This is a genomic window from Streptomyces sp. NBC_00433 (assembly GCA_036015235.1).
GTDB lineage: Bacteria > Actinomycetota > Actinomycetes > Streptomycetales > Streptomycetaceae > Actinacidiphila.
Window position 1 is genome coordinate 7,239,466 of sequence record CP107926.1, and the last position, 19,486, is coordinate 7,258,951.

Annotated in this window: 19 protein-coding genes and 2 pseudogenes; 14 read left to right on the top strand and 7 right to left on the bottom strand. The window is 72.0% G+C overall.

Annotated features, from left to right (window positions below; genetic code table 11):
* The first annotated feature begins 86 nt into the window (after positions 1-86).
* The 8 genes from OG900_30895 to OG900_30930 all read left to right on the top strand — a co-directional run bounded on the left by OG900_30895 (position 87) and on the right by OG900_30930 (position 6,876).
* On the top strand, positions 87-884 hold the full coding sequence (locus OG900_30895; GenBank protein ID WUH94102.1) for a transcriptional regulator: 798 nt from the start codon (positions 87-89) through the stop codon (positions 882-884).
* Entirely contained in the window at positions 881-2,302 is a 1,422-nt protein-coding gene (sufB, locus tag OG900_30900) for a Fe-S cluster assembly protein SufB (GenBank protein ID WUH94103.1), read from the top strand. The genes OG900_30895 and sufB overlap by 4 nt, the downstream gene beginning before the upstream one ends.
* Before the next feature lie 198 nt (positions 2,303-2,500).
* Positions 2,501-3,670 carry a Fe-S cluster assembly protein SufD gene (sufD, locus tag OG900_30905; GenBank protein WUH94104.1) on the top strand — a complete coding sequence of 390 codons (1,170 nt, stop codon included), beginning with the start codon at positions 2,501-2,503 and terminating at the stop codon, positions 3,668-3,670.
* Entirely contained in the window at positions 3,667-3,996 is a 330-nt protein-coding gene (locus OG900_30910; GenBank protein ID WUH94105.1) for a non-heme iron oxygenase ferredoxin subunit, read from the top strand. Before sufD ends, OG900_30910 begins: the two co-directional genes overlap by 4 nt.
* Positions 3,997-4,003: 7 nt before the next feature.
* On the top strand, positions 4,004-4,795 hold the full coding sequence (gene sufC / locus OG900_30915; GenBank protein ID WUH94106.1) for a Fe-S cluster assembly ATPase SufC: 792 nt from the start codon (positions 4,004-4,006) through the stop codon (positions 4,793-4,795).
* Entirely contained in the window at positions 4,792-6,060 is a 1,269-nt protein-coding gene (locus tag OG900_30920; protein ID WUH94107.1) for a cysteine desulfurase, read from the top strand. The genes sufC and OG900_30920 overlap by 4 nt, the downstream gene beginning before the upstream one ends.
* 16 nt (positions 6,061-6,076) lie before the next feature.
* A complete protein-coding gene (locus OG900_30925) occupies positions 6,077-6,541 on the top strand; it encodes an SUF system NifU family Fe-S cluster assembly protein (protein WUH94108.1) in 465 nt (154 codons plus the stop codon).
* Entirely contained in the window at positions 6,538-6,876 is a 339-nt protein-coding gene (locus OG900_30930) for a metal-sulfur cluster assembly factor (protein WUH94109.1), read from the top strand. The genes OG900_30925 and OG900_30930 overlap by 4 nt, the downstream gene beginning before the upstream one ends.
* A gap of 192 nt (positions 6,877-7,068) precedes the next feature.
* On the opposite strand, the gene OG900_30935 is transcribed toward OG900_30930, so the two are convergent.
* On the bottom strand, positions 7,069-7,452 hold the full coding sequence (locus tag OG900_30935; GenBank protein ID WUH94110.1) for a hypothetical protein: 384 nt from the start codon (positions 7,450-7,452) through the stop codon (positions 7,069-7,071).
* Between OG900_30935 and OG900_30940 the strand changes: the two genes are divergently transcribed.
* Complete coding sequence (locus OG900_30940; protein WUH94111.1) at positions 7,445-8,017, top strand: TetR family transcriptional regulator; 573 nt, start codon at positions 7,445-7,447, stop codon at positions 8,015-8,017. The genes OG900_30935 and OG900_30940 overlap by 8 nt on opposite strands.
* A 126-nt stretch (positions 8,018-8,143) precedes the next feature.
* Positions 8,144-9,949: a DUF2264 domain-containing protein gene (locus OG900_30945; protein WUH94112.1), complete on the top strand. Its 1,806-nt coding sequence runs from the start codon at positions 8,144-8,146 to the stop codon at positions 9,947-9,949.
* 5 nt (positions 9,950-9,954) lie between these two features.
* Here OG900_30945 and OG900_30950 read toward each other — a convergent pair whose 3' ends face one another.
* Positions 9,955-10,350 (bottom strand): cupin domain-containing protein, encoded by a 396-nt coding sequence (locus OG900_30950; GenBank protein ID WUH94113.1) that lies wholly within the window; start codon positions 10,348-10,350, stop codon positions 9,955-9,957.
* A 92-nt stretch (positions 10,351-10,442) separates the two neighbouring features.
* Here OG900_30950 and OG900_30955 point away from each other — a divergent pair.
* Both OG900_30955 and dapD read left to right on the top strand, forming a co-directional pair.
* A pseudogene (locus OG900_30955) lies at positions 10,443-10,808 on the top strand (hypothetical protein).
* Entirely contained in the window at positions 10,805-11,785 is a 981-nt protein-coding gene (gene dapD, locus OG900_30960) for a 2,3,4,5-tetrahydropyridine-2,6-dicarboxylate N-succinyltransferase (protein ID WUH94114.1), read from the top strand. Before OG900_30955 ends, dapD begins: the two are co-directional and overlap by 4 nt.
* Positions 11,786-11,808: 23 nt before the next feature.
* On the opposite strand, the gene OG900_30965 is transcribed toward dapD, so the two are convergent.
* Positions 11,809-12,426: a pyridoxamine 5'-phosphate oxidase family protein gene (locus OG900_30965; GenBank protein ID WUH94115.1), complete on the bottom strand. Its 618-nt coding sequence runs from the start codon at positions 12,424-12,426 to the stop codon at positions 11,809-11,811.
* An 80-nt stretch (positions 12,427-12,506) separates the two neighbouring features.
* Positions 12,507-13,766, bottom strand: a complete 1,260-nt coding sequence (locus tag OG900_30970) for a hypothetical protein (protein ID WUH94116.1) — start codon at positions 13,764-13,766, stop codon at positions 12,507-12,509.
* 748 nt (positions 13,767-14,514) lie between these two features.
* Between OG900_30970 and OG900_30975 the strand changes: the two genes are divergently transcribed.
* Both OG900_30975 and OG900_30980 read left to right on the top strand, forming a co-directional pair.
* Positions 14,515-15,990: a hypothetical protein gene (locus OG900_30975; protein ID WUH94117.1), complete on the top strand. Its 1,476-nt coding sequence runs from the start codon at positions 14,515-14,517 to the stop codon at positions 15,988-15,990.
* A 187-nt stretch (positions 15,991-16,177) separates the two neighbouring features.
* Complete coding sequence (locus tag OG900_30980) at positions 16,178-17,686, top strand: PhoX family protein (GenBank protein ID WUH94118.1); 1,509 nt, start codon at positions 16,178-16,180, stop codon at positions 17,684-17,686.
* A gap of 79 nt (positions 17,687-17,765) precedes the next feature.
* Here OG900_30980 and OG900_30985 read toward each other — a convergent pair.
* The 3 genes and pseudogenes from OG900_30985 to OG900_30995 form a co-directional block, all read right to left on the bottom strand.
* A pseudogene (locus OG900_30985) lies at positions 17,766-18,035 on the bottom strand (hypothetical protein).
* Between the two features lie 269 nt (positions 18,036-18,304).
* On the bottom strand, positions 18,305-18,835 hold the full coding sequence (locus OG900_30990) for a hypothetical protein (protein ID WUH94119.1): 531 nt from the start codon (positions 18,833-18,835) through the stop codon (positions 18,305-18,307).
* A 118-nt stretch (positions 18,836-18,953) separates the two neighbouring features.
* Positions 18,954-19,478, bottom strand: coding sequence for a hypothetical protein (locus tag OG900_30995; GenBank protein ID WUH94120.1), 525 nt, complete (start codon positions 19,476-19,478; stop codon positions 18,954-18,956).
* Positions 19,479-19,486: the final 8 nt, after the last annotated feature.

A 19,486-nucleotide genomic window follows, 5' to 3' on the forward strand; every position in this document is an offset into this window, starting at 1 on the left:
ATTAGGTGACCCTAAGTGATGCAGCACACCGTGTCCGGCGGCCGGGCCGCTTGCCCGTGCCTGATGAATTACGCAACAATGGGGTTGTGAAATACGTCGGTGGTGCCGCTCAAGGGGCGGCGGAGGAGCAGACGACCGGGGAGCGGCGCACCCGCAACCGGGTCGCCCGGTCCATCCTGGACCACGGACCCTCCACCGCCGCCGACCTGGCGCAGCGGCTGGGCCTGACCCAGGCCGCCGTCCGCCGCCATCTGGACGCACTCGTCGCGGACAATACCGTCGAGCCCCGCGACCAGCGGGTCTACGGGCACCGCGGCCGCGGCAGACCCGCCAAGGTCTTCGCACTGACCGACTGCGGCCGGGACGCGTTCGACCAGGCCTACGACGTACTCGCCGCCGACGCGCTGCGCTGGATCGCCGAGTCCGCCGGGGGAGGGCCGGACGGCCAGGCCGCCGTGTCGGCTTTCGCCCGAGCCCGCGTCGCTGCGCAGGCCGAGCGCTACCGTGCGATCGTGGACGCGGCGGCCCCCGAGGACCGCACCCGGGCACTTGCCCGTGCGCTGTCCGCCGACGGGTACGCTGCGACGACCCGCAGCGCCCCGGGACCCGCGGGGGAGCAGCTGTGCCAGCACCACTGCCCGGTCGCCCATACGGCCGAGCAGTTCCCTGAGCTGTGCGAGGCGGAGGCCGAGGTCTTCTCCCGCCTGCTCGGGACGCATGTCCAGCGGCTGGCCACCATCGCGCACGGCGACGGCGTATGCACCACCTTCGTCCCGAAGGCCCCGCACCCCACCGGCCAGGACAGCGACGCCCGACCGGCGCAACCCCAGACCCCGACCACCGACCAGGCATCTGCCAGCAAGTCCGGGAGGAACCCCGCATGACTGCTCCCACGGAGACCACTCACCCGGAGCTCGAAGGCATCGGCACGTACGAGTACGGCTGGGCCGACTCCGACGTCGCGGGCGCGGCCGCACAGCGCGGCCTGTCCGAGGCCGTCGTCCGTGACATCTCCGCGAAGAAGTCCGAGCCCGAGTGGATGCTCAAGCTCCGGCTCAAGGGTCTGCGGCTGTTCGACAAGAAGCCCATGCCCACCTGGGGCTCGGACCTGTCCGGCATCGACTTCGACAACATCAAGTACTTCGTGCGGTCCACCGAGAAGAAGGCGGAGTCCTGGGAGGACCTGCCCGAGGACATCAAGAACACCTACGACAAGCTCGGCATCCCCGAGGCGGAGAAGCAGCGCCTCGTCGCCGGTGTCGCGGCGCAGTACGAGTCCGAGGTCGTCTACCACCAGATCCGCGAGGACCTGGAGGAGCAGGGCGTCATCTTCCTGGACACCGACACCGCGCTGCGCGAGCACCCCGAGCTCTTCCAGGAGTATTACGGCACGGTCATCCCGGCCGGCGACAACAAGTTCGCGTCGCTGAACACGGCGGTGTGGTCCGGCGGTTCGTTCATCTACGTGCCGAAGGGCGTGCACGTCGACATCCCGCTGCAGGCCTACTTCCGCATCAACACCGAGAACATGGGCCAGTTCGAGCGGACGCTGATCATCGTCGACGAGGACGCGTACGTCCACTACGTCGAGGGCTGCACCGCGCCGATCTACAAGTCCGACTCGCTGCACTCGGCGGTCGTCGAGATCATCGTGAAGAAGGGCGGCCGCTGCCGCTACACGACGATCCAGAACTGGTCGAACAACGTCTACAACCTGGTGACCAAGCGCGCCGTCGCCTACGAGGGCGCCACGATGGAGTGGGTCGACGGCAACATCGGCTCCAAGGTCACCATGAAGTACCCGGCGGTCTACCTGATGGGTGAGCACGCCAAGGGCGAGACGCTGTCCATCGCCTTCGCCGGCGAGGGCCAGCACCAGGACGCCGGCGCCAAGATGGTGCACATGGCGCCGAACACCTCGTCCAACATCGTCTCCAAGTCGGTGGCCCGCGGCGGCGGCCGCACCTCCTACCGCGGCCTCATCGAGATCGGCGAGGGCTCGGCCGGATCGAAGTCGAACGTGCTGTGCGACGCGCTGCTGATCGACACGATCTCCCGCTCGGACACCTACCCGTACGTGGACGTCCGCGAGGACGACGTGTCGATGGGCCACGAGGCGACCGTCTCCAAGGTCTCCGACGACCAGCTCTTCTACCTGATGAGCCGCGGCATGACCGAGTTCGAGGCCATGGCGATGATCGTGCGCGGCTTCGTCGAGCCGATCGCCAAGGAGCTCCCGATGGAGTACGCCCTGGAGCTGAACCGCCTGATCGAGCTGCAGATGGAGGGCGCCGTGGGCTAGCCGCCCCGGCCTCCCCCTCGTCCACCATCCCCCCGGCTGAACCGGTGAGCGAGCCAAAGGCCGCGCCGGTGTCGAAAGGGAGAACGCGCGGAGGTCGCGAGGAACGAGCGACCGAGCACGATCGACCGTCGACACCGGATCGAAGCGGCCGGAGGCGAGCGAACACAACAAGGCAGAGAGAGAGCTGTACGACAAGCCATGGCTGACAACACCCCTGCGGGCAGCACCACGGATGGTGCCATCACGGTGGGGCATCCCGCCGACGCCCGGGTCAGCGCGGCCCCGTCCTACGACGTGGCCGACTTCCCGGTGCCGCACGGCCGCGAGGAGGAGTGGCGCTTCACTCCGCTGGAACGGCTGCGCGGTCTGCACGACGGCACCGCCGAGGCCACCGGCGCCCTGCGGGTCGAGGTGACCGCCCCCGACGGCGTCACGGTGCAGACCGTGGACCGCACCGACCCGCGGGTCGGCAGGGCGGGCAAGCCGGTCGACCGGGTCGCCGCCCAGGCGTACAGCTCCTTCGAGAAGGCCTCGGTCGTCAGCATCCCCAAGGAAGCGATCCTGACCGAGCCGGTCAGGATCGCCGTGCACGGCGAGGGCGGCACCGTCTACGGCCACCAGGTGGTCGAGGTCGGCGCCTTCGCCGAGGCCGTCGTGGTCATCGACCACACCGGTGACTCCGTCATGGCGGGCAATGTCGAGTACCTGGTGGGCGACGGCGCCAAGCTCACCGTGGTCTCCGTGCAGGACTGGGACGACACCGCCGTGCACGCCGCCCAGCACACCGCGCTGATCGGCCGGGACGCCACCTTCAAGTCCGTGGTCGTCACCTTCGGCGGCGACCTGGTCCGGCTGAGCCCGCGGGTCGTCTACGGCGCCCCCGGCGGCGAGGCCGAGATGTACGGGCTGTACTTCACCGACGAGGGCCAGCACCAGGAGCACCGGCTCTTCATCGACCACGACACCCCGCACTGCCGGTCCAACGTGGCCTACAAGGGCGCGCTCCAGGGCCAGGACGCCCACGCGGTGTGGATCGGCGACGTGCTGATCCAGGCCGCGGCCGAGGGCACCGACACCTACGAGCTGAACCGGAACCTCGTCCTCACCGACGGCGCCCGGGTCGACTCGGTGCCGAACCTGGAGATCGAGACCGGCGAGATCGTCGGCGCGGGACACGCCTCGGCGACCGGCCGCTTCGACGACGAGCAGCTCTTCTACCTGCAGTCCCGCGGCATCCGCGACGAGGACGCCCGCCGCCTGGTGGTCCGCGGCTTCTTCGGCGAGCTGGTGCAGCAGATCGGCCTGCCCGACCTCGAAGAGCGGCTGATGGCGAAGATCGACGCCGAACTGGAGGCGTCCGTCGGATGACCGCCACCGACTCGTACGTACGCGTCTGCGCGCTCGGGGACCTCGCCGAGGACACCCCGCAGCGCGTCGAGATCGACGGTGTGCCGGTCTCCGTGGTCCGTACCGCGGGCGATGTCTTCGCGATCAACGACATCTGCTCGCACGCCAACGTCTCGCTCTCCGAGGGCGAGGTCGAGGACTGCCAGATCGAGTGCTGGCTGCACGGGTCGAGTTTCGACCTGCGCACCGGCAAGCCGTCCGGGCTGCCCGCCACGCGGCCCGTCCCCGTATACCCCGTCAAGATCGTTGGGGACGACGTGCTCGTCTCCGTCACCCAGGAGTCCTGAGTCACCCATGGCCACGCTTGAAATCAACGACCTGCGCGTCACCGTCGAAGCCGACAACTCCACCAAGGAGATCCTCAAAGGCGTCGACCTGACCGTGAAGCAGGGCGAGACCCACGCCATCATGGGCCCCAACGGCTCCGGCAAGTCCACGCTCGCGTACTCGCTGGCCGGACACCCCAAGTACACCGTCACCGGCGGCACCGTCACCCTCGACGGTGAGGACGTGCTGGCGATGACCGTGGACGAGCGGGCCAGGGCCGGCCTCTTCCTCGCCATGCAGTACCCGGTCGAGGTGCCCGGGGTGTCCGTCTCCAACTTCCTGCGCACCTCCGCCACCGCCATCCGCGGCGAGGCCCCCAAGCTGCGCACCTGGGTGAAGGAGGTCAGGGAGGCCATGGAGCGGCTGAACATGGACCCCGCCTTCGCCGAGCGCAATGTCAACGAGGGCTTCTCCGGCGGTGAGAAGAAGCGCCACGAGATCCTGCAGCTCGAACTGCTCAAGCCGCATATCGCGATCCTCGACGAGACCGACTCCGGCCTCGACGTGGACGCGCTGCGCGTGGTCTCCGAGGGCGTCAACCGGGTCCGCGAGGGCGGCGAGGTCGGCACCCTGCTGATCACCCACTACACGCGCATCCTGCGGTACATCAAGCCCGACTTCGTCCACGTCTTCGCGGCCGGCCGCATCGCCGAGTCCGGCGGCGCCGAACTGGCCGACAAGCTGGAGGAAGAGGGCTACGAGTCCTACGTGAAGGGCGGCCCCGTGAGCGGAGCGAACTCAGAGGGGAATGTCGCGTGACCGCTGCCGGCCGGGCGCTCCCCGGCCTCCTCGACACCGAGGCGATCCGCAAGGACTTCCCCGCGCTGGACCGGCTGGTCCACGACGGGAAGAAGCTGGTGTACCTGGACAACGCGGCGACCTCGCAGAAGCCGCGCCAGGTGCTCGACACCCTCAACTCCTACTACGAGCGGTCCAACGCCAACGTGCACCGCGGTGTGCACGTGCTCGCCGAGGAGGCCACCGCGCTGTACGAAGGCGCCCGCGACAAGGTCGCCGCCTTCATCAACGCGCCCAGCCGCGACGAGGTGATCTTCACCAAGAACGCCTCGGAGTCGCTGAACCTGGTGGCGAACATGCTCGGCTGGGCCGATGAGCCCTACCGGGTGGACCGCGAGACCGAGATCGTCATCACCGAGATGGAGCACCACTCCAACATCGTGCCGTGGCAGCTGCTCTCGCAGCGCACCGGCGCGACGCTGAAGTGGTTCGGCCTGACCGACGACGGGCGGCTCGACCTGTCCGACATCGAGCAGGTCATCACCGAGAAGACGAAGATCGTCTCCTTCGTGCTGGTCTCCAACATCCTCGGCACCGTCAACCCGGTCGAGGCCATCGTGCGCCGCGCCCAGGACGTCGGCGCGCTGGTGCTGATCGACGCCTCGCAGGCCGCCCCGCACATGGCGCTCGACGTGCAGGCGCTCGGCGCCGACTTCGTGGCCTTCACCGGCCACAAGATGGTCGGCCCGACCGGCATCGGGGTGCTGTGGGGCCGCCAGGAGCTGCTGGAGGACCTGCCGCCCTTCCTGGGCGGCGGCGAGATGATCGAGACCGTCTCGATGCACTCCTCCACCTACGCCCCCGCGCCGCACAAGTTCGAGGCCGGCACCCCGCCGATCGCCCAGGCCATCGGGCTCGGCGCGGCCGTGGACTACCTGACCGCGATCGGTATGGACAAGATCGCCGCGCACGAGCACGCGCTGACCGAGTACGCGCTTGAGCGGTTGCACGAGATCCCCGACCTGCGGATCATCGGTCCTGAGACGTCGCTGGACCGGGCCGCCGCGATCTCCTTCGTGCTGGGCGACATCCACCCGCACGACGTCGGCCAGGTGCTCGACGAGCAGGGCATCGCGGTCCGGGTCGGCCACCACTGCGCCCGGCCGGTCTGCCTGCGGTACGGAATTCCCGCGACCACCCGGGCGTCGTTCTATCTGTATTCCACCCCGGCCGAGGTCGACGCCCTGGCCGAGGGCCTGGAACAGGTCAGGAACTTCTTCGGGTGATGATGGTGGTGCTGCTGTGAAGCTCGACTCGATGTACCAGGACGTGATCCTGGACCATTACAAGCACCCGCACGGGCGGGGCCTGCGCGACGGCCAGTCCGAGGTGCACCACGTCAACCCCACCTGCGGTGACGAGATCACCCTGCGGGTGCGGCTGGACGGCACCGTCATCGGCGACGTGTCGTACGAGGGCCAGGGCTGTTCGATCAGCCAGGCCAGTGCCTCGGTCCTGAACGACCTGCTGGTCGGCAAGGACGTGGCGGACGCGCAGAAGATCCAGGAGACCTTCCTGGAGCTGATGCAGTCCCGCGGGCGGATCGAGCCCGACGAGGCGATGGAGGAGGTGCTGGAGGACGCGGTCGCGTTCGCCGGCGTCTCGAAGTACCCGGCGCGGGTCAAGTGCGCGCTGCTGAGCTGGATGGCCTGGAAGGACGCCACGGCGAAGGCCCTGTCCGGCACCACACCCGAGGAGACCGCATGACTGACAGCACCGACGTCGCTCTCAAGCCGGCCTCCGAGGAGGAGATCCGCGAGGCGCTCTACGACGTGGTCGACCCCGAGCTGGGCATCGACGTCGTCAACCTGGGCCTGATCTACGGCATCCACGTCGACGACACCAACGTCGCGACCCTCGACATGACCCTCACCTCCGCCGCCTGCCCGCTCACCGACGTGATCGAGGAGCAGGCCCAGACGGCGACGGAGGGCATCGTCAGCGCCCTGAAGATCAACTGGGTCTGGATGCCGCCGTGGGGCCCGGAGAAGATCACCGACGACGGGCGCGACCAGCTGCGTGCCCTGGGCTTCAACGTCTGACGGTCCGCTCCCGCGAGCCCCGGCCCTGCCGGCGGCGCGAGCGGTGCGTCTCAAGCGCGCGGGCACGCACACCGGCCGGTCCGGGCAGGATCGCCCGGACCGGCCGGTGTGGGGGTCCCGGTACAGCGCAGTCCTCCCCTCCCCTGGGGCCAGTGGCTCCGGACTGCGTCGAACCGGGGGTCTTGGGTGGCCTCAGGTCGGCTCGCGCACCGACGTGAGCGGATCGGCGGGCAGGGAGCCGGGCGGGCTCGCGGGCCGGCGCCTGGTGGCGCCCTTCTCGCGGATGACCAGGGCCAGCAGGCCGGCCGCCAGGCAGACCACCCCCGCGACGACGAAGACGATGTCGACGGCGTGGATGAACACGCCCACCGCGGAGCGGTACTGGGCGGGCGGCAGATGCTTCAGCACGCCAGGGTCCAGATTGCCGTCGATGTCCGCGGCGCCCGCCGCACCCGACGGGTGGGCGTCCAGGTAGCGGGCCACGATGGTGCTGTAGAGCGCGAAGCCGAACGCGGTGCCGAGCTGCTGGCTGGAACGCAGTGAGGTGGTCGCGACCCCGAGGTCCGCGGTGTCCACCGAACTCTGGCTGTCGGCGATCAGTCCGCCCAGCGTCGGGCCGAGCGCCGATGTCGCGGCCGCCGCGGACGTGTCCAAGAAGACCGTCTTCAACTACTTCCCCGCCATGGAGGACCTGGTCTTCCACCCGATCCGCGACCACGTGGACGAAGCCGCGCAGGTGGTCAGGTCGCGGGAGCCCGGCGAGTCGCCGCTGGCCGCGCTGCACCGCCGCTTCATGGCCGGGCTCGCCTCCGGCGACCCGAACACCGGGCTCGCCGACTACCCCGAATTCCTGGACTTCCAGCGCATGGTCACGCGGACGCCCAGCCTCAAGCTGCGGCTGATGGAGCAGTGGGTCAGGAGCGAGGACAGCCTCGCCCAGGCGCTCGCCGAGGCCCTGGGTGTCGCGCCGGACGGCGTCGTGCCGCGGGTGCTCGCCTGCCAGGTCGTCGCGACGCAGCGCACCTTGACCGTGCGCAATGTCGAGCGGATGCTCGCCGGCGAGCGCCCCGCCGACGTGCTGGCGCGGTGTGCGGCCGAGGCGGACGAGGGCTTCGGCCTGCTGGAGAAAGCCCTGCCCTGACCCGGGTGCGGGCCTGCCCCGAAGCTCGGGGGGAAACCGGTTACATCCGGGGGTCAAAGAGCGTTGACGTGGGCCGATCGGGTTGCGAAGGTGGTCGCGACATCGACTTCTGGAGGGGCGGTCCACATGGGCGGCGGCAAGGACGGCGGGTCGGCACGCGCCGAGATGCGGGCGTACGCGACCGAACTGGCCGACGCGCTGCCGCCGTACGCCACCGCGGGCGGCGCCCGTATCCGGCTCGGCGTCAACATCGCGCACCACGACGACACCGCCGCCGACCTGGAGGGCTACGCCCGCCCCCTGTGGGGCCTGGCCCCGCTGGCCGCAGGCGGCGGCGACTTCGGGCACTGGGACGTGTGGGCGCGCGGCCTGGCCGCGGGCACCGACCCCGGGCACCCCGGATACTGGGGCGCCCCCGAGGGGATCGACCAGCGCACCGTCGAGTCCGCCGCCTTCGGCTTCGCCCTGGCACTGGCGCCCGAGCAGCTCTGGGACCCGCTCAGCGGCCCGGAGAAGGACCGGGTCGGCGCCTGGCTCACCCGCTTCCTGACCGCCGACACCCCGGACAACAACTGGAACTTCTTCCCCGTCATGGTCTCCCTCGGCCTGGACAGGGTCGGCTACGCCCACGACCGCGACGCCCGGCACGCCCGCCTGGAGCGCCTGGAGACCTACGCGCTGGCCGACGGCTGGTACAGCGACGGGCCCACCGAGCAGCGCGACTACTACATCCCCTGGGCCATGCACTTCTACGGCCTGATCTACGCGGCCCTGGCCGGCGGGGAGGACCCGGCGCGCACCGCCCGCTTCCGGCAGCGGGCCGGCGAATTCGCCCTCGGCTTCCGGCACTGGTTCGCCGACGACGGCTCCGCCGTGCCCTACGGGCGCAGCCTCACCTACCGCTTCGCCCAGGGGTCCTTCTGGGGCGCGCTCGGCTATGCCGACGTCGGCGCGCTGCCCGCCGGCGAGGTCAAGGGCCTGCTGATGCGGCACCTGCGCTGGTGGCGCGACCGTTCCGCCGCGACCTCGCCCGACGGCCTGCTGAGCATCGGCTACGGCTACCCGCAGCCCGCCGTCGCCGAGCAGTACAACGGACCGGCGTCGCCCTACTGGGCGATGAAGGCCTTCCTGCCGCTCGCACTGCCCGCAGCCCACCGCTTCTGGGCCGCCGACGAGCAGCCGCCGCCCGACCTGCCCGACACCCTCGTGCAACCGCCCGCCGGCGCCGTCCTGCTGCGCTCCGGCGGCGACGTGACCCTGCTCAGCGGGCGCCAGCACAACACCTGGGCGCGCGGCGGCCCGGCCAAATACGCCAAGTTCGCCTACTCCACCCGCTTCGGCTTCAGCCTGCCCGTCGGCGACCTGGGCCTCGTGCCCGGGGCGTACGACTCGGTGCTCGCCCTCAGCGACGACGAGGGCGACGAACCGGTGCACTTCCGGGTGCGGGAGACCTGCGAGGACCCGGCCGCCTCGGGCGACGGCATCGAGGAGGACGGCACCGTCCGCAGCACCTGGCGGCCGTGGGCCGACGTGGAGATCACCACCTGGCTGACCGCCGCCGCGCCCTGGCACCTGCGCACCCACCGCATCCGCACCGGGCGCGCCCTGCACACCGCCGAGGGCGGCTTCGCCGTCGACCGCGACGGCGGCACCGCCGACCGGGAGGAGGGCGCGGGCCGGGCGCTGGCCGTCAGCGCGGGCGGCGACCTCAGCGGCCTCGTCGACCTGGCCCCCGACGACGGCGCCCTCCCGCGCGAGGGCCGGGTGATCGAGCCGCTGCCCGGCACCAACGTCCTCGCCCGCCGCACCGCCCTGCCCACCCTGGTCGGCCAACTCCCGCCGGGCGAGCACTGGTTGCGCTGCGCCGTGCTGGGCACGGGCCCGGCGGGCGCCACCGCCTGGCAGGACCCCCCGCCGGCCCCGCGCCACTGACCCCCTCAGGCCTCCAACGGGTGCCCCGTCGTGGCGTCCACATGGTCGGGGACCTCGTCGTGGCTGTCCCCGACCGTCAGGGTGCCGGTCGGCTCGAAGAGCAGGATCGACGCGCCCGACGGCGACGACGGCCGGTGCCCGGTGCCCCGAGGCACGGTGAAGACCGAGCCGCGGGGGAGCAGCACCTCGCGCTCGCCGTCCGGTTCGCGCAGCTCGATCCGCAACTCGCCGTCCAGGACCAGGAAGAACTCGTCGGTGCTGTCGTGGGTGTGCCACACGTGCTCGCCCGCGACCTTCGCGACCCGTACGTCGTAGTCGTTGACGCGGGTGACGATACGCGGGCTCCACAGGTCGTCGAAGGTCGCCAAAGCAGCGGCAAGGGCTGTCGGTTCAGTGCGCATGCCTCATTTTCACCCGGCCCGCGGGACCGGCGGGAGCGATCACGCCCATCCGCTCCCACCGCCTCGAACGCCGAGCCGGACCTCCTCCCCACGGGTGGGCGGAGGTGCGCGACCGGTCCGGCGCCCCCCGGCGGGCCACGATGCGGCCGGCCGGCCGCGAGGCCCTGCACCGCAGCGCCGTCCACCTCACCCGCGGCACCACCCCCGCGCTGCTCCAGGACCTGGCCCTTCCCCGCACGCTGCTGCCGCCGCAGGCCCGCGGGCCGCTGCCGGGCGCGGGCGCGCTCACCGCGGCCGGGGTGTCCGTCCTCGCGGTCCCCGACTGCGGGCACCACGTCGTGCGGGACGATCCCGTGGGCTTCGCCCGCGCCGGCGCCGCGGGCGCTCGCCGCGCGGGCGCACCCGCGGCGGGCCGGGTGCACGGATGGTCCGGCGACGCGTTAGCGTCATGCGTATGAATGACTCCCGTGCCTCCGGCGCCATCGGCGTCGGACTTGCGACCGTCGCCGACGACGGCACCGTGCTCGACACCTGGTACCCCGCCCCGCAGCTCGCCGCGGAGCCGGGCCCCGCGGGCACCGCGCGGCTGACCGCCGAGGAGGCCGCGCAGGCCCTGGGGAGCGCGGCCCCCGCCGCGCTGGGTCCCGACCCGCGCCGCGGCGTCGAGGTGGTCGCCGTCAGGACCACCATCGCCTCCACCGACGACAAGCCGCTGGACGCGCACGACGCGTACCTGCGGCTGCACCTGCTCAGCCACCGCCTGGTCCGCCCCAACGAGCAGAACCTCGAAGGGCTGTTCGGTGTGCTGGCGAACGTCGCCTGGACCTCGATCGGCCCGGTCCCGGTCCCGAACCTGGATGCCGCCCGGCTCGCCGCCCGCGCCGAGGGCCTGCACCTGTCCGTCCACGGCGTCGACAAATTCCCCCGGATGACGGACTACGTCGCACCGGCCGGCGTCCGTATCGCCGACGCCGACCGCGTCCGGCTCGGCGCGCACCTCGCCGAAGGCACCACCGTCATGCACGAGGGCTTCTGCAACTTCAACGCCGGCACCCTGGGCACCTCCATGGTCGAGGGCCGCATCTCGCAGGGCGTGGTCATCGGCGACGGCTCCGACATCGGCGGCGGCGCGTCCATCATGGGCACGCTGTCCGGCGGCGGTACGCAGATCGTCTCGGTCGGCGAACGCTGCCTGCTCGGCGCGGAGTCGGGCCTGGGCATCGCCCTCGGCGACGACTGCGTGATCGAGGCCGGCCTCTACGTCACCGCGGGCACCCGGGTGACGCTGCCCGACGGCGAGATCGTCAAGGCCGTCGAGCTGTCCGGCGGCGACAACCTGCTCTTCCGCCGCAACTCCACCACCGGCAAGGTGGAGGTGCTCCAGCGCACCGGCTCCTGGGGGGGCCTCAACGCGGTGCTGCACAGCCACAACTGACGTCGTACGTCCCCCGGTTGCGGTCAGCTGTACATGGAGTCCAGACCGTAACCGGGGCCGTAGTAGGCCTCCAGCTCCGCGAGGTCCTCGCCCTTGCGGTCCTGCGCGTGCGCGATCGCGGCCCGGGAGGGCGCCGCGTCCGGCCGCCAGCCCTCCGGCCTCCACAGGGCGCTGCGCAGGAAGGCCTTCGAGCAGTGGTAGAAGACCTCCTCGACGTCCACCAGCACCGCCAGCGACGGGCGATGCCCCTCGACCGTCATCCGGTCGAAGAAGTCCGCGTCCCGCACGAGCCGGGCCCGCCCGTTGATCCGCAGCGTGTCGCCGCGGCCGGGGACCAGGAAGATCAGCCCGACCCGCGGATTGCCCAGGATGTTGCGGAAGCCGTCCGCCCTGCGGTTGCCCGGCCGCTCCGGCACCGCGATCGTCCGCTCGTCCAGCACGAGCGTGAACCCGGCGGGGTCGCCCTTCGGCGACACGTCGCACGACCCGTCCGCCCCGGCTGTCGCCATCAGCAGGAACGGTGAGGCCGCCAGCCACGCCCGGTCCATCGCGTCCAACTCCCGCCGAACCTTGGCCGCGTTCCGCGCGGTCGGCTCCCCGACCACCTCGCGCAACTCGGCCTCGCTGCTGATCTCCCGCATTCCGCCACCCCCGGCGCCGCCCTGTCCCTCGACCCTACCTGCGGTCTTGCCCCGCGAGGGGGCGCCCGACGCGTACGCGCTCAGCGCCGCCGCGGCCCGCCGCGCAGCGAGGAGACGACGAGCCGGCCGTAGCGCGTGGTGAGCGCGGCCGCCGTCGCGCCGAGCGACGCGGTCAGGGCGAATGCCAGGTGCCACGGGTCGGAGTCGCCGAGCACCTGCAGGACGGACAGCGCGGTGCCGAGCGGCAGCCCGAGGACGGTCAGCACGCCGAGCGCCCCGGCGATCTGCTGGCTCTCCTGGGTCTGCACCAGCCGCGCGTAGTCCGCGGCCTCGGCGAGGATCAACTCGAAGCGCTCAGGCAGCCGGTGCTTGTCCTGGAAGGCGAGCAGCAGGCCGTTGGCGGGGCCGTGGGCACTGAGGTGCTGGCGCCAGTACGTACTGCGGAAGTGCGCGATGCGCTGTTCGAGCGCGGCGACCCGGCGGGCGAGGCCGGGGCCCTCGAAGACGGCGGACAGGTCGTCGGTCAGCTCGTCGACGTGGTTGCGCTGGACGGTGCCCAGCAGCAGCGCGTCGAGGTAGACCGTACGCGCGTTGTGCGCGGCCCAGTCGTAGAAGTCGCCGGGGCCGGTGTCGGCCCGGTGGCCGAGGAAGGCGGCGCCCTGGCGCAGGACGAGCGCGCTCCAGTCCGCCGATATCCGCCGGACCTCCGCCCGGTGGGCCGGCACGGACTCCGGGGCCGCCGGAATGTCGTCCGGCACCGCTCGCGACGCGAGCGAACGCAGGAACTCGTCCGCTTCCGGAGGGACTTCCCCGGTCGCCGCGTCGCGCAGGGCCAGCGGGCCGAGTGCCGGGCCCGGGGCCACGAAGGCCACGGTGTACGGCCGCGACAGCGCGAACGGCGCCGCGGCGGCCGTGGTGTCCGCCACCCCGCTCAGCAGCGCCGCCGGCGCCAGCGCTCCCGCGAGCGGGTCGGACCGCCCGGCCTGCCGCCGGTGGCTGACGGCCCGCAGCAGCGGCATGATCGGCGTGCCGTCGGCGACGGTGAAGTGCAGTACCGCGAGGGCCTGCTGGGCGGCCCTCGCGGTGGGCGTACGCAGCAGCTCCATCCCGTCGAGGCGCAATGCCCCCTCCGAGCGGGACTCCCACGTGTGCCACCGGCGGTCGTACAGTGCGCGGGCCGCCGCGGTCGTGAACAACCCCCGCCGCCGGTCCGCGTCAGCGGCCTGCCCGCCCACCTCGAAGGGCAGCGGCCCCGCCGCCCACGGCGGATCCGCCCCCAGCCCGACCGGCACCACGACGGCCACGTGCTGCCGCGTCCCCACCGCGGCGCCTTGCGCCACCGACGCATGGCGCCTCCGCGCGTCACTCCCCCCACTCACCCCCGTACCTTCCCGCGCCGACGCCCGGCACGCAATCCACGCCCCCCTTGCGCCGGGGATGCGCTTCCGCCGGCCGCGGGGGCTTGCGGGGGTGCCCCGTGCGCGGGGCGGTGCTCTTCGGGGGCGTGGGGAACGGTGCGATCAGCCCCTGCTGGGCGTGTGGGTCGTCACCGGTTGTGAGGGGCTGTTCGGTCGGTGCCGGGCCGCCGGCTGGTGGGTGGTTGCGCGCGCAGTTCCTCGCGCCCCTGGGTGGGGCCCCCTTGCCGGAAGGGAGCGGCGTGCCTTCGCGCGGTAGCGGTAGGGCGGCCCCTTGCTCGGGGGTGCGGGGAATGGTGCGATCAGCCCCTGCTGGGCGTGTGGGCGTCACCGGTCGTGAGGGGCTGTTCGGTCGGTGCCGGGCCACCGGCTGGTGGGTGGTTGCGCGCGCAGTTCCTCGCGCCCCTGGGTGGGGCCCCCTTGCCGGAAGGGAACGGCGTGCCCCACCGCGACCGGGGGAAGCGTGCCCCCTGCGGGAGGGGAACCGAACAGCCCCGCGGCAGCGGATGGGCACCCCCTTGCCGGAAGGGAACCGCACGCCCCCCCGCGCGGTAGCGGATGCGCACCCCCTGCGGAAGGGGAGGCGGGGGCGGGGAGGGCCTACGCTGAGTGGGGCGGGCGGCGCGGGCCGCTCGCGTCGTCGAGCCCGACGTGTCGAATGGGAGCTGTCCCGATGTCCGCAAGTCCTCTCGTCCTGCCGCCCGTACGGCTGCTGTCCCCGGACGAACTGGCGCAACTGGCGCTGGCCGTGCCACTGCTCGACCGCGCGCTGCGGCTGGCCCGGTGGGCGGCGCCGGAGCGCGCGGTGGACGCGATGGGGGGGCTGACGGACGCCGATCTGGTGGCCGCCGCCGAGGAGTTGGGCGGGGGAGAGGACGCGGACGACGTCTGGCTCGTGGAGACCGCGCAGGCGTGGGCCGTCGCCGTGGACACCGGGCTGGTCGAGCTGGAGATCGAGGAGGAGGCGGAGGAGTCCACCCCGCCGGGTGAGGTGGCCGGGCGGGCGGTGCCGGGCGAGGCGGCCGAGCGGCTGGCCGCGGGGGAGCCGCAGGATGTGCTGGACGTGTGGCTCGCCGCGGCCGAGGCCACGCTCGCGGAGGCCGCGTCGCCGGACCTGGAGCAGCTGCCGGACGACCTGGGCGACGTGGACGAGCACGAGTGGGACCCGGAGGAGGAGGCCGAGTTCCTCGACACCGCGCTGGCCAACCTCTACACCCTGATGGCGCTGGACGACGGCTCGGAGGCCACCCAGGGCGCGGTGCCGCTGCCGGTGCTGGCCGCGTCGCTGGTGGTGCCCGAGGAGATGGAGCAGCCGAGTGACGCGGTGCTCGAAGAGGTCACCGAGGTCATGATGCGGCTGGACGACCACTTCCGGGTGCTGGCGCCGTCGGGACTGGTGGACTACCAGCCGGTGGACGAGGCGCTGATCGAGGAGGACGAGGAGCCGGGGCCGCAGGCGCAGGGCGGCGAGCTGGACCCGGAGGAGCTTTCCCGCTACGGGCTGGTGCGGCTCACCCCGCTCGGCGTGCACGGCCTGCGCGAGCTGCTCATGGACGCGGGCGCGGTGGCGCCGGTGGTGGGCGACCTCGCGGGCGCGACCGGCACCGACCTGCTGGACGCGCTGGCCGGCTACCCGGACCACACGGCCCGCGCGGAGGCGGAGCTGTGGCTCCTCGACCGCAAACCGGTGGACGCGGCGAAGGAGTTGCTGGCGGCGGCCCGCGGTGACGACGACGGCGCCCCGAGCCGGCGGCTGATGTGCCAGCAGACCCTGACCCTGGTGGGCACCGAGGCCGAGCCCGCCCTGCGCGAGGTGCTCGACGACCGGCAGCTCGGCGGTCTGGCCCGGGTGTGGCTCACCGAGAGCGGCGCGTCCGACGTCCCGACGCCCGACGCGGACATGATCTTCTGGCTGACCATCGACACCCTGGCCGCCCAGCTGGCCGCGGACGACGACCCGGAGCTGCTGTCGGACCTGGTCCGCGACCTGGTCGCGCGGCACGACGGCTTCTTCGACGCGGCCTGGCGGGTGGAGCACCCGGCGACCGCCGACGTGCTGGAGGCGATGGGCCGGCTGCACCCGGACCGCAAGGCCGCCAAGGACGCCCGCAAGGCCGCCTTCAAGGCCCGCTCCCGCGACGGGGTCTGAGGACCGCCGGTCGGGGAGGGCGGCACCGTCCGCCCTCCCCGACCCGCCCTTTGGGTCTCCCTTTGCGAATTCTTGGGGTCACCAGGAAGCCGCCCCTCTCCGTATCCGCTCCGTTCACCGGCAGTTGGCCGCCGGCCGGGAGCGTGGCCGCTGTATGCACGCGACATCGCGACATGAGGGAGCCACCGTGCCGCTCAGCCGGAGAGACTTCGTCCACCGTTCCGCGGCCACCGGCGCGGGGATCGCCCTCGCCGGCGCTGTCGACGTGCTGGCCACCGCGCCTGGCGCGCTCGCCGCGGGGGCGCCCGCGGGCCACGGCGACCACGACCACGATCACGGCCACCAGCACGGCCACTGCCCCGAGTTGGGCTACGGGCCGCTGATCGCCGACCCGGCGGGCCTGCTCGCGCTGCCGGCCGGCTTCGCCTACCGGGTCGTCACCCGTACGGGTACGACCACGCTGGAGTCCGGTGAGACGACCCCGTCCAACCACGACGGCACCGCCGCCTTCGCGGGCGAGCGCGGCGCCACCCTGCTGGTCAACAACCACGAGATCGGCGGCCCGCTGACCGCCGCGGCGCACCCCGTACCGCATGTCGCGGGGCTCGTATACGACCCCGCCGCGGCCGGCGGCTGCACGGTCGTCGAGGTGCCGAAGCACTGGCGCGGCGACGAGGACGGCCGCGGCAGGGGCCACGCGGAGCCGGTCACCGAGTGGGTCGGCATCGCCGGCACCGCCACCAACTGCGCTGGCGGCGCGACCCCTTGGGGCACCTGGCTGACCTGCGAGGAGACCGAGGACCGGGCCGGCTCCAACGGCATGACCAAGGACCACGGCTACGTCTTCGAGGTCGACCCGCACGACCGGCACGCGAACCGTGATCCCAAGCCCGTCAAGGCACTGGGCCGTTACGCGCACGAGGCCGTCGTGGTGGACCCCAAGCGCGGCCACCTCTACCTCACCGAGGACGCGTCGGGCCCCAACGGCCTGCTCTACCGCTGGACTCCGCCGCACGGCTTCCACCACGGCCGCGGCCGGCTCGCCGGGCTCGGCGACACCGACGGTGTGCTGCAGGCCTTCCGCTGCTTCGACTCCCTCGGCCGCTTCGTGGACGACCTGTCCCGCGCGACGAGGATCGGCACCCGCTACGGCGTGGACTGGGTCGACGTCCCGGACCGCGACGCGCGGACCACCTCGGTCCGCAAGCAGTTCAGGGACGGCGAGGTCACCAGGGCGCGCAAGCTGGAGGGCATGTGGTGGGCCGACGGCGGCACTTACGTCGTGTCGTCCTTCGCCCGCGAGGAGAGCCCGGTCCAGCACGACGGCGCCGTGTGGTTCTACGATCCGGCCCGCCGCACCCTGACCCTCAAGGTGCTGCTCGGCGTCAACACCGCGCCGGAGCAGGACGGCCCCTTCGACGGCCCCGACAACATCACGGTGTCGCCGTACGGCGGCCTGATCATCGCCGAGGACGGCGTCGGCGTGCAGCACCTGTTCGGCGCGCTGGACGACGGCCGCACCTACCCGCTGGCGCGCAACGAGCTGAACATCGGCAGCGAAGCGGAGCCGGAGTACAGCGAGTTCACCGGCGTGACCTTCTCGCCCGACGGCGAGACGCTCTTCGCCAACATCCAGACGCCGGGCATCATGGTCGCCGTCACCGGCCCCTGGCGGCGCCAGAGTGCCCGCCGCTGAGAGTCCACCCCCGGACGAACGGGGGCGAACGGCCGCCCGGGAGCACGGCTCCCGGGCGGCCGTATCGTTTCCGCGCGGGTCAGCAGCCGTTGAGTATCGAGCTGAGCGCCGACTTCTCCGCGCTGTCCACGGTCAGCCCGTAGTAGTGCTTGACCTGCACCCAGGCGCGGGCATAGGTGCACTGGTACGACGCGCGCGGCAGCCACTCGGCCGGGTCGTCGTCGCCCTTGGAGCGGTTGGACGACGCCGAGACGGCGATGAGCTGCGGACGGGTCACGTCGTTGGCCAGGCCCTGCCGCTGGGCGGTGGTCCACGCCCACGCGCCGGAGTCCCACGCCTCGGCCAGCGGCGAACGGCACCGAGCCAAGAGTGGACCGGCTTCCGCAATTCCCGCGGATCGTCCGACCGACTCCTCGACCTCGGCCGCTGTGCGAGCGCTGACTACACGCCTGACGCGGCAAAGGCAGGCTCACCGCGAGGAGGTGGCAAGGCTCCGTAAGGCCCTGGAAGTCGCGCAAGGCGAGAACCTCGCTCTGCGGCGAGCGCTCGCCCAGTACGAGTGGCAGGCACTGGCTGGTGACGTCTGATACCAGACAAACGTCACCAGCCAGTTCCCTTCTAACCGATGCCGGTGACGCTGAGAGCCGTGGTCCAGTTCGCCTTGATCGCGGTGCGGGCAGCGTTGAGGGTGATGGTGCCCTTGCACACCGCGTTCTTCAGTTTCGTCTCCACACCGTCCTTGGTGGTGGAGTTCTTGGTGCCGGAGTGCGGCTCGGGCCACAGGTTGTTCGGATCCCGCGGTGATCCGCCGAGTTCGAGGGGGATCTGGTGGTCTTCCTCGTAGTCGGACATGTTCGTGTCGCTGTACCCGTAGTCGATGATCCCCTGTGCTTTGAGCGCGTTGGTGTAGGAGGTGGGCGGGCGGACGGTCGCCGTCCAGCCGGACACGCAGATCGTGGAGCCGATCGTCGACTGGGTGACAGCAGAGTTGTACACACCGGGAGTACACGACCGGTCCGGCAGCGGCAGGTAGGACTGGGAGCAGGTGCTGGCCTGTGCGGTGCCGGCGCTGACGCCGAGGATGAGGCCGCTGATCGCCAAGGCGAGAGCAGAACCGGTGGCAGTCGCTATCCGTATTCGGGAAGACATGGGAATCTCGATCTCCTCAGATAGTCAGGCTCATGACAGGAATGTTTCGAGGACGTTGGGCAGCGCTCTGTCGTCCGGGCCGTGCCGCCGATCGTTGGGCTCCGCGGCACAGTCCGGGCTACAGACCGCGGGTGGCCTGGGTGGGAAGATTCGTCGCCGTATCAGGAGCGGCCGGCCGGTCGGTCCGAAGGGCCATCGCATGTGTGAGCGGTATGCCGTCGACGTCTTGAACTGCTGCTTCAGGCACCTGGTTCATCACGGGTGCAGATAAGAGGTGGTCGACGTCGAACGTCGACGGGTTGGTGGTGGTCGCCCCGTCGTAGGCGCTGGTCCAACTGCCCGACGTGGACTTGCAGGAGCTGTCGGTCACCACACCGCTGCCGTCGCGCTTGAGGACGTACTCGCGGGTGTCACAGGTCCCGGAGATGGTGATCCAGGTCGGGAAGAGGTCGCGGTTGTAGGTGGAGGCGTGCGTCTCGGGGGTCGCCGCCATCCCGGCGAGGTAAGTGCGGGCGGTGGAGGCGGCGATGGGGGTGGGCAGCGCGGCCTGTGCGGTGCCGCTGCTCGCCAGCAGGGCGGTGGCGGCGAGTGCGGCGGCGCCGGCGATCGAGCCTATTCGGAGTGCGGGACGGTTTGCGGGCATGGCTGAGC

Excerpts from the sequence above, each read along its gene's own strand:
- sufB (WUH94103.1), top strand. The coding sequence starts at position 881 with ATGACTGCTCCCACGGAGACCACTCACCCGGAGCTCGAAGGCATCGGC.
- sufD (WUH94104.1), top strand. The coding sequence starts at position 2,501 with ATGGCTGACAACACCCCTGCGGGCAGCACCACGGATGGTGCCATCACG.
- OG900_30910 (WUH94105.1), top strand. The coding sequence starts at position 3,667 with ATGACCGCCACCGACTCGTACGTACGCGTCTGCGCGCTCGGGGACCTC.
- sufC (WUH94106.1), top strand. The coding sequence starts at position 4,004 with ATGGCCACGCTTGAAATCAACGACCTGCGCGTCACCGTCGAAGCCGAC.
- OG900_30930 (WUH94109.1), top strand. The coding sequence starts at position 6,538 with ATGACTGACAGCACCGACGTCGCTCTCAAGCCGGCCTCCGAGGAGGAG.
- OG900_30945 (WUH94112.1), top strand. The coding sequence starts at position 8,144 with ATGGGCGGCGGCAAGGACGGCGGGTCGGCACGCGCCGAGATGCGGGCG.
- OG900_30950 (WUH94113.1), bottom strand. The coding sequence starts at position 10,350 with ATGCGCACTGAACCGACAGCCCTTGCCGCTGCTTTGGCGACCTTCGAC.
- dapD (WUH94114.1), top strand. The coding sequence starts at position 10,805 with ATGAATGACTCCCGTGCCTCCGGCGCCATCGGCGTCGGACTTGCGACC.
- OG900_30965 (WUH94115.1), bottom strand. The coding sequence starts at position 12,426 with ATGCGGGAGATCAGCAGCGAGGCCGAGTTGCGCGAGGTGGTCGGGGAG.
- OG900_30975 (WUH94117.1), top strand. The coding sequence starts at position 14,515 with ATGTCCGCAAGTCCTCTCGTCCTGCCGCCCGTACGGCTGCTGTCCCCG.
- OG900_30990 (WUH94119.1), bottom strand. The coding sequence starts at position 18,835 with ATGTCTTCCCGAATACGGATAGCGACTGCCACCGGTTCTGCTCTCGCC.
- OG900_30995 (WUH94120.1), bottom strand. The coding sequence starts at position 19,478 with ATGCCCGCAAACCGTCCCGCACTCCGAATAGGCTCGATCGCCGGCGCC.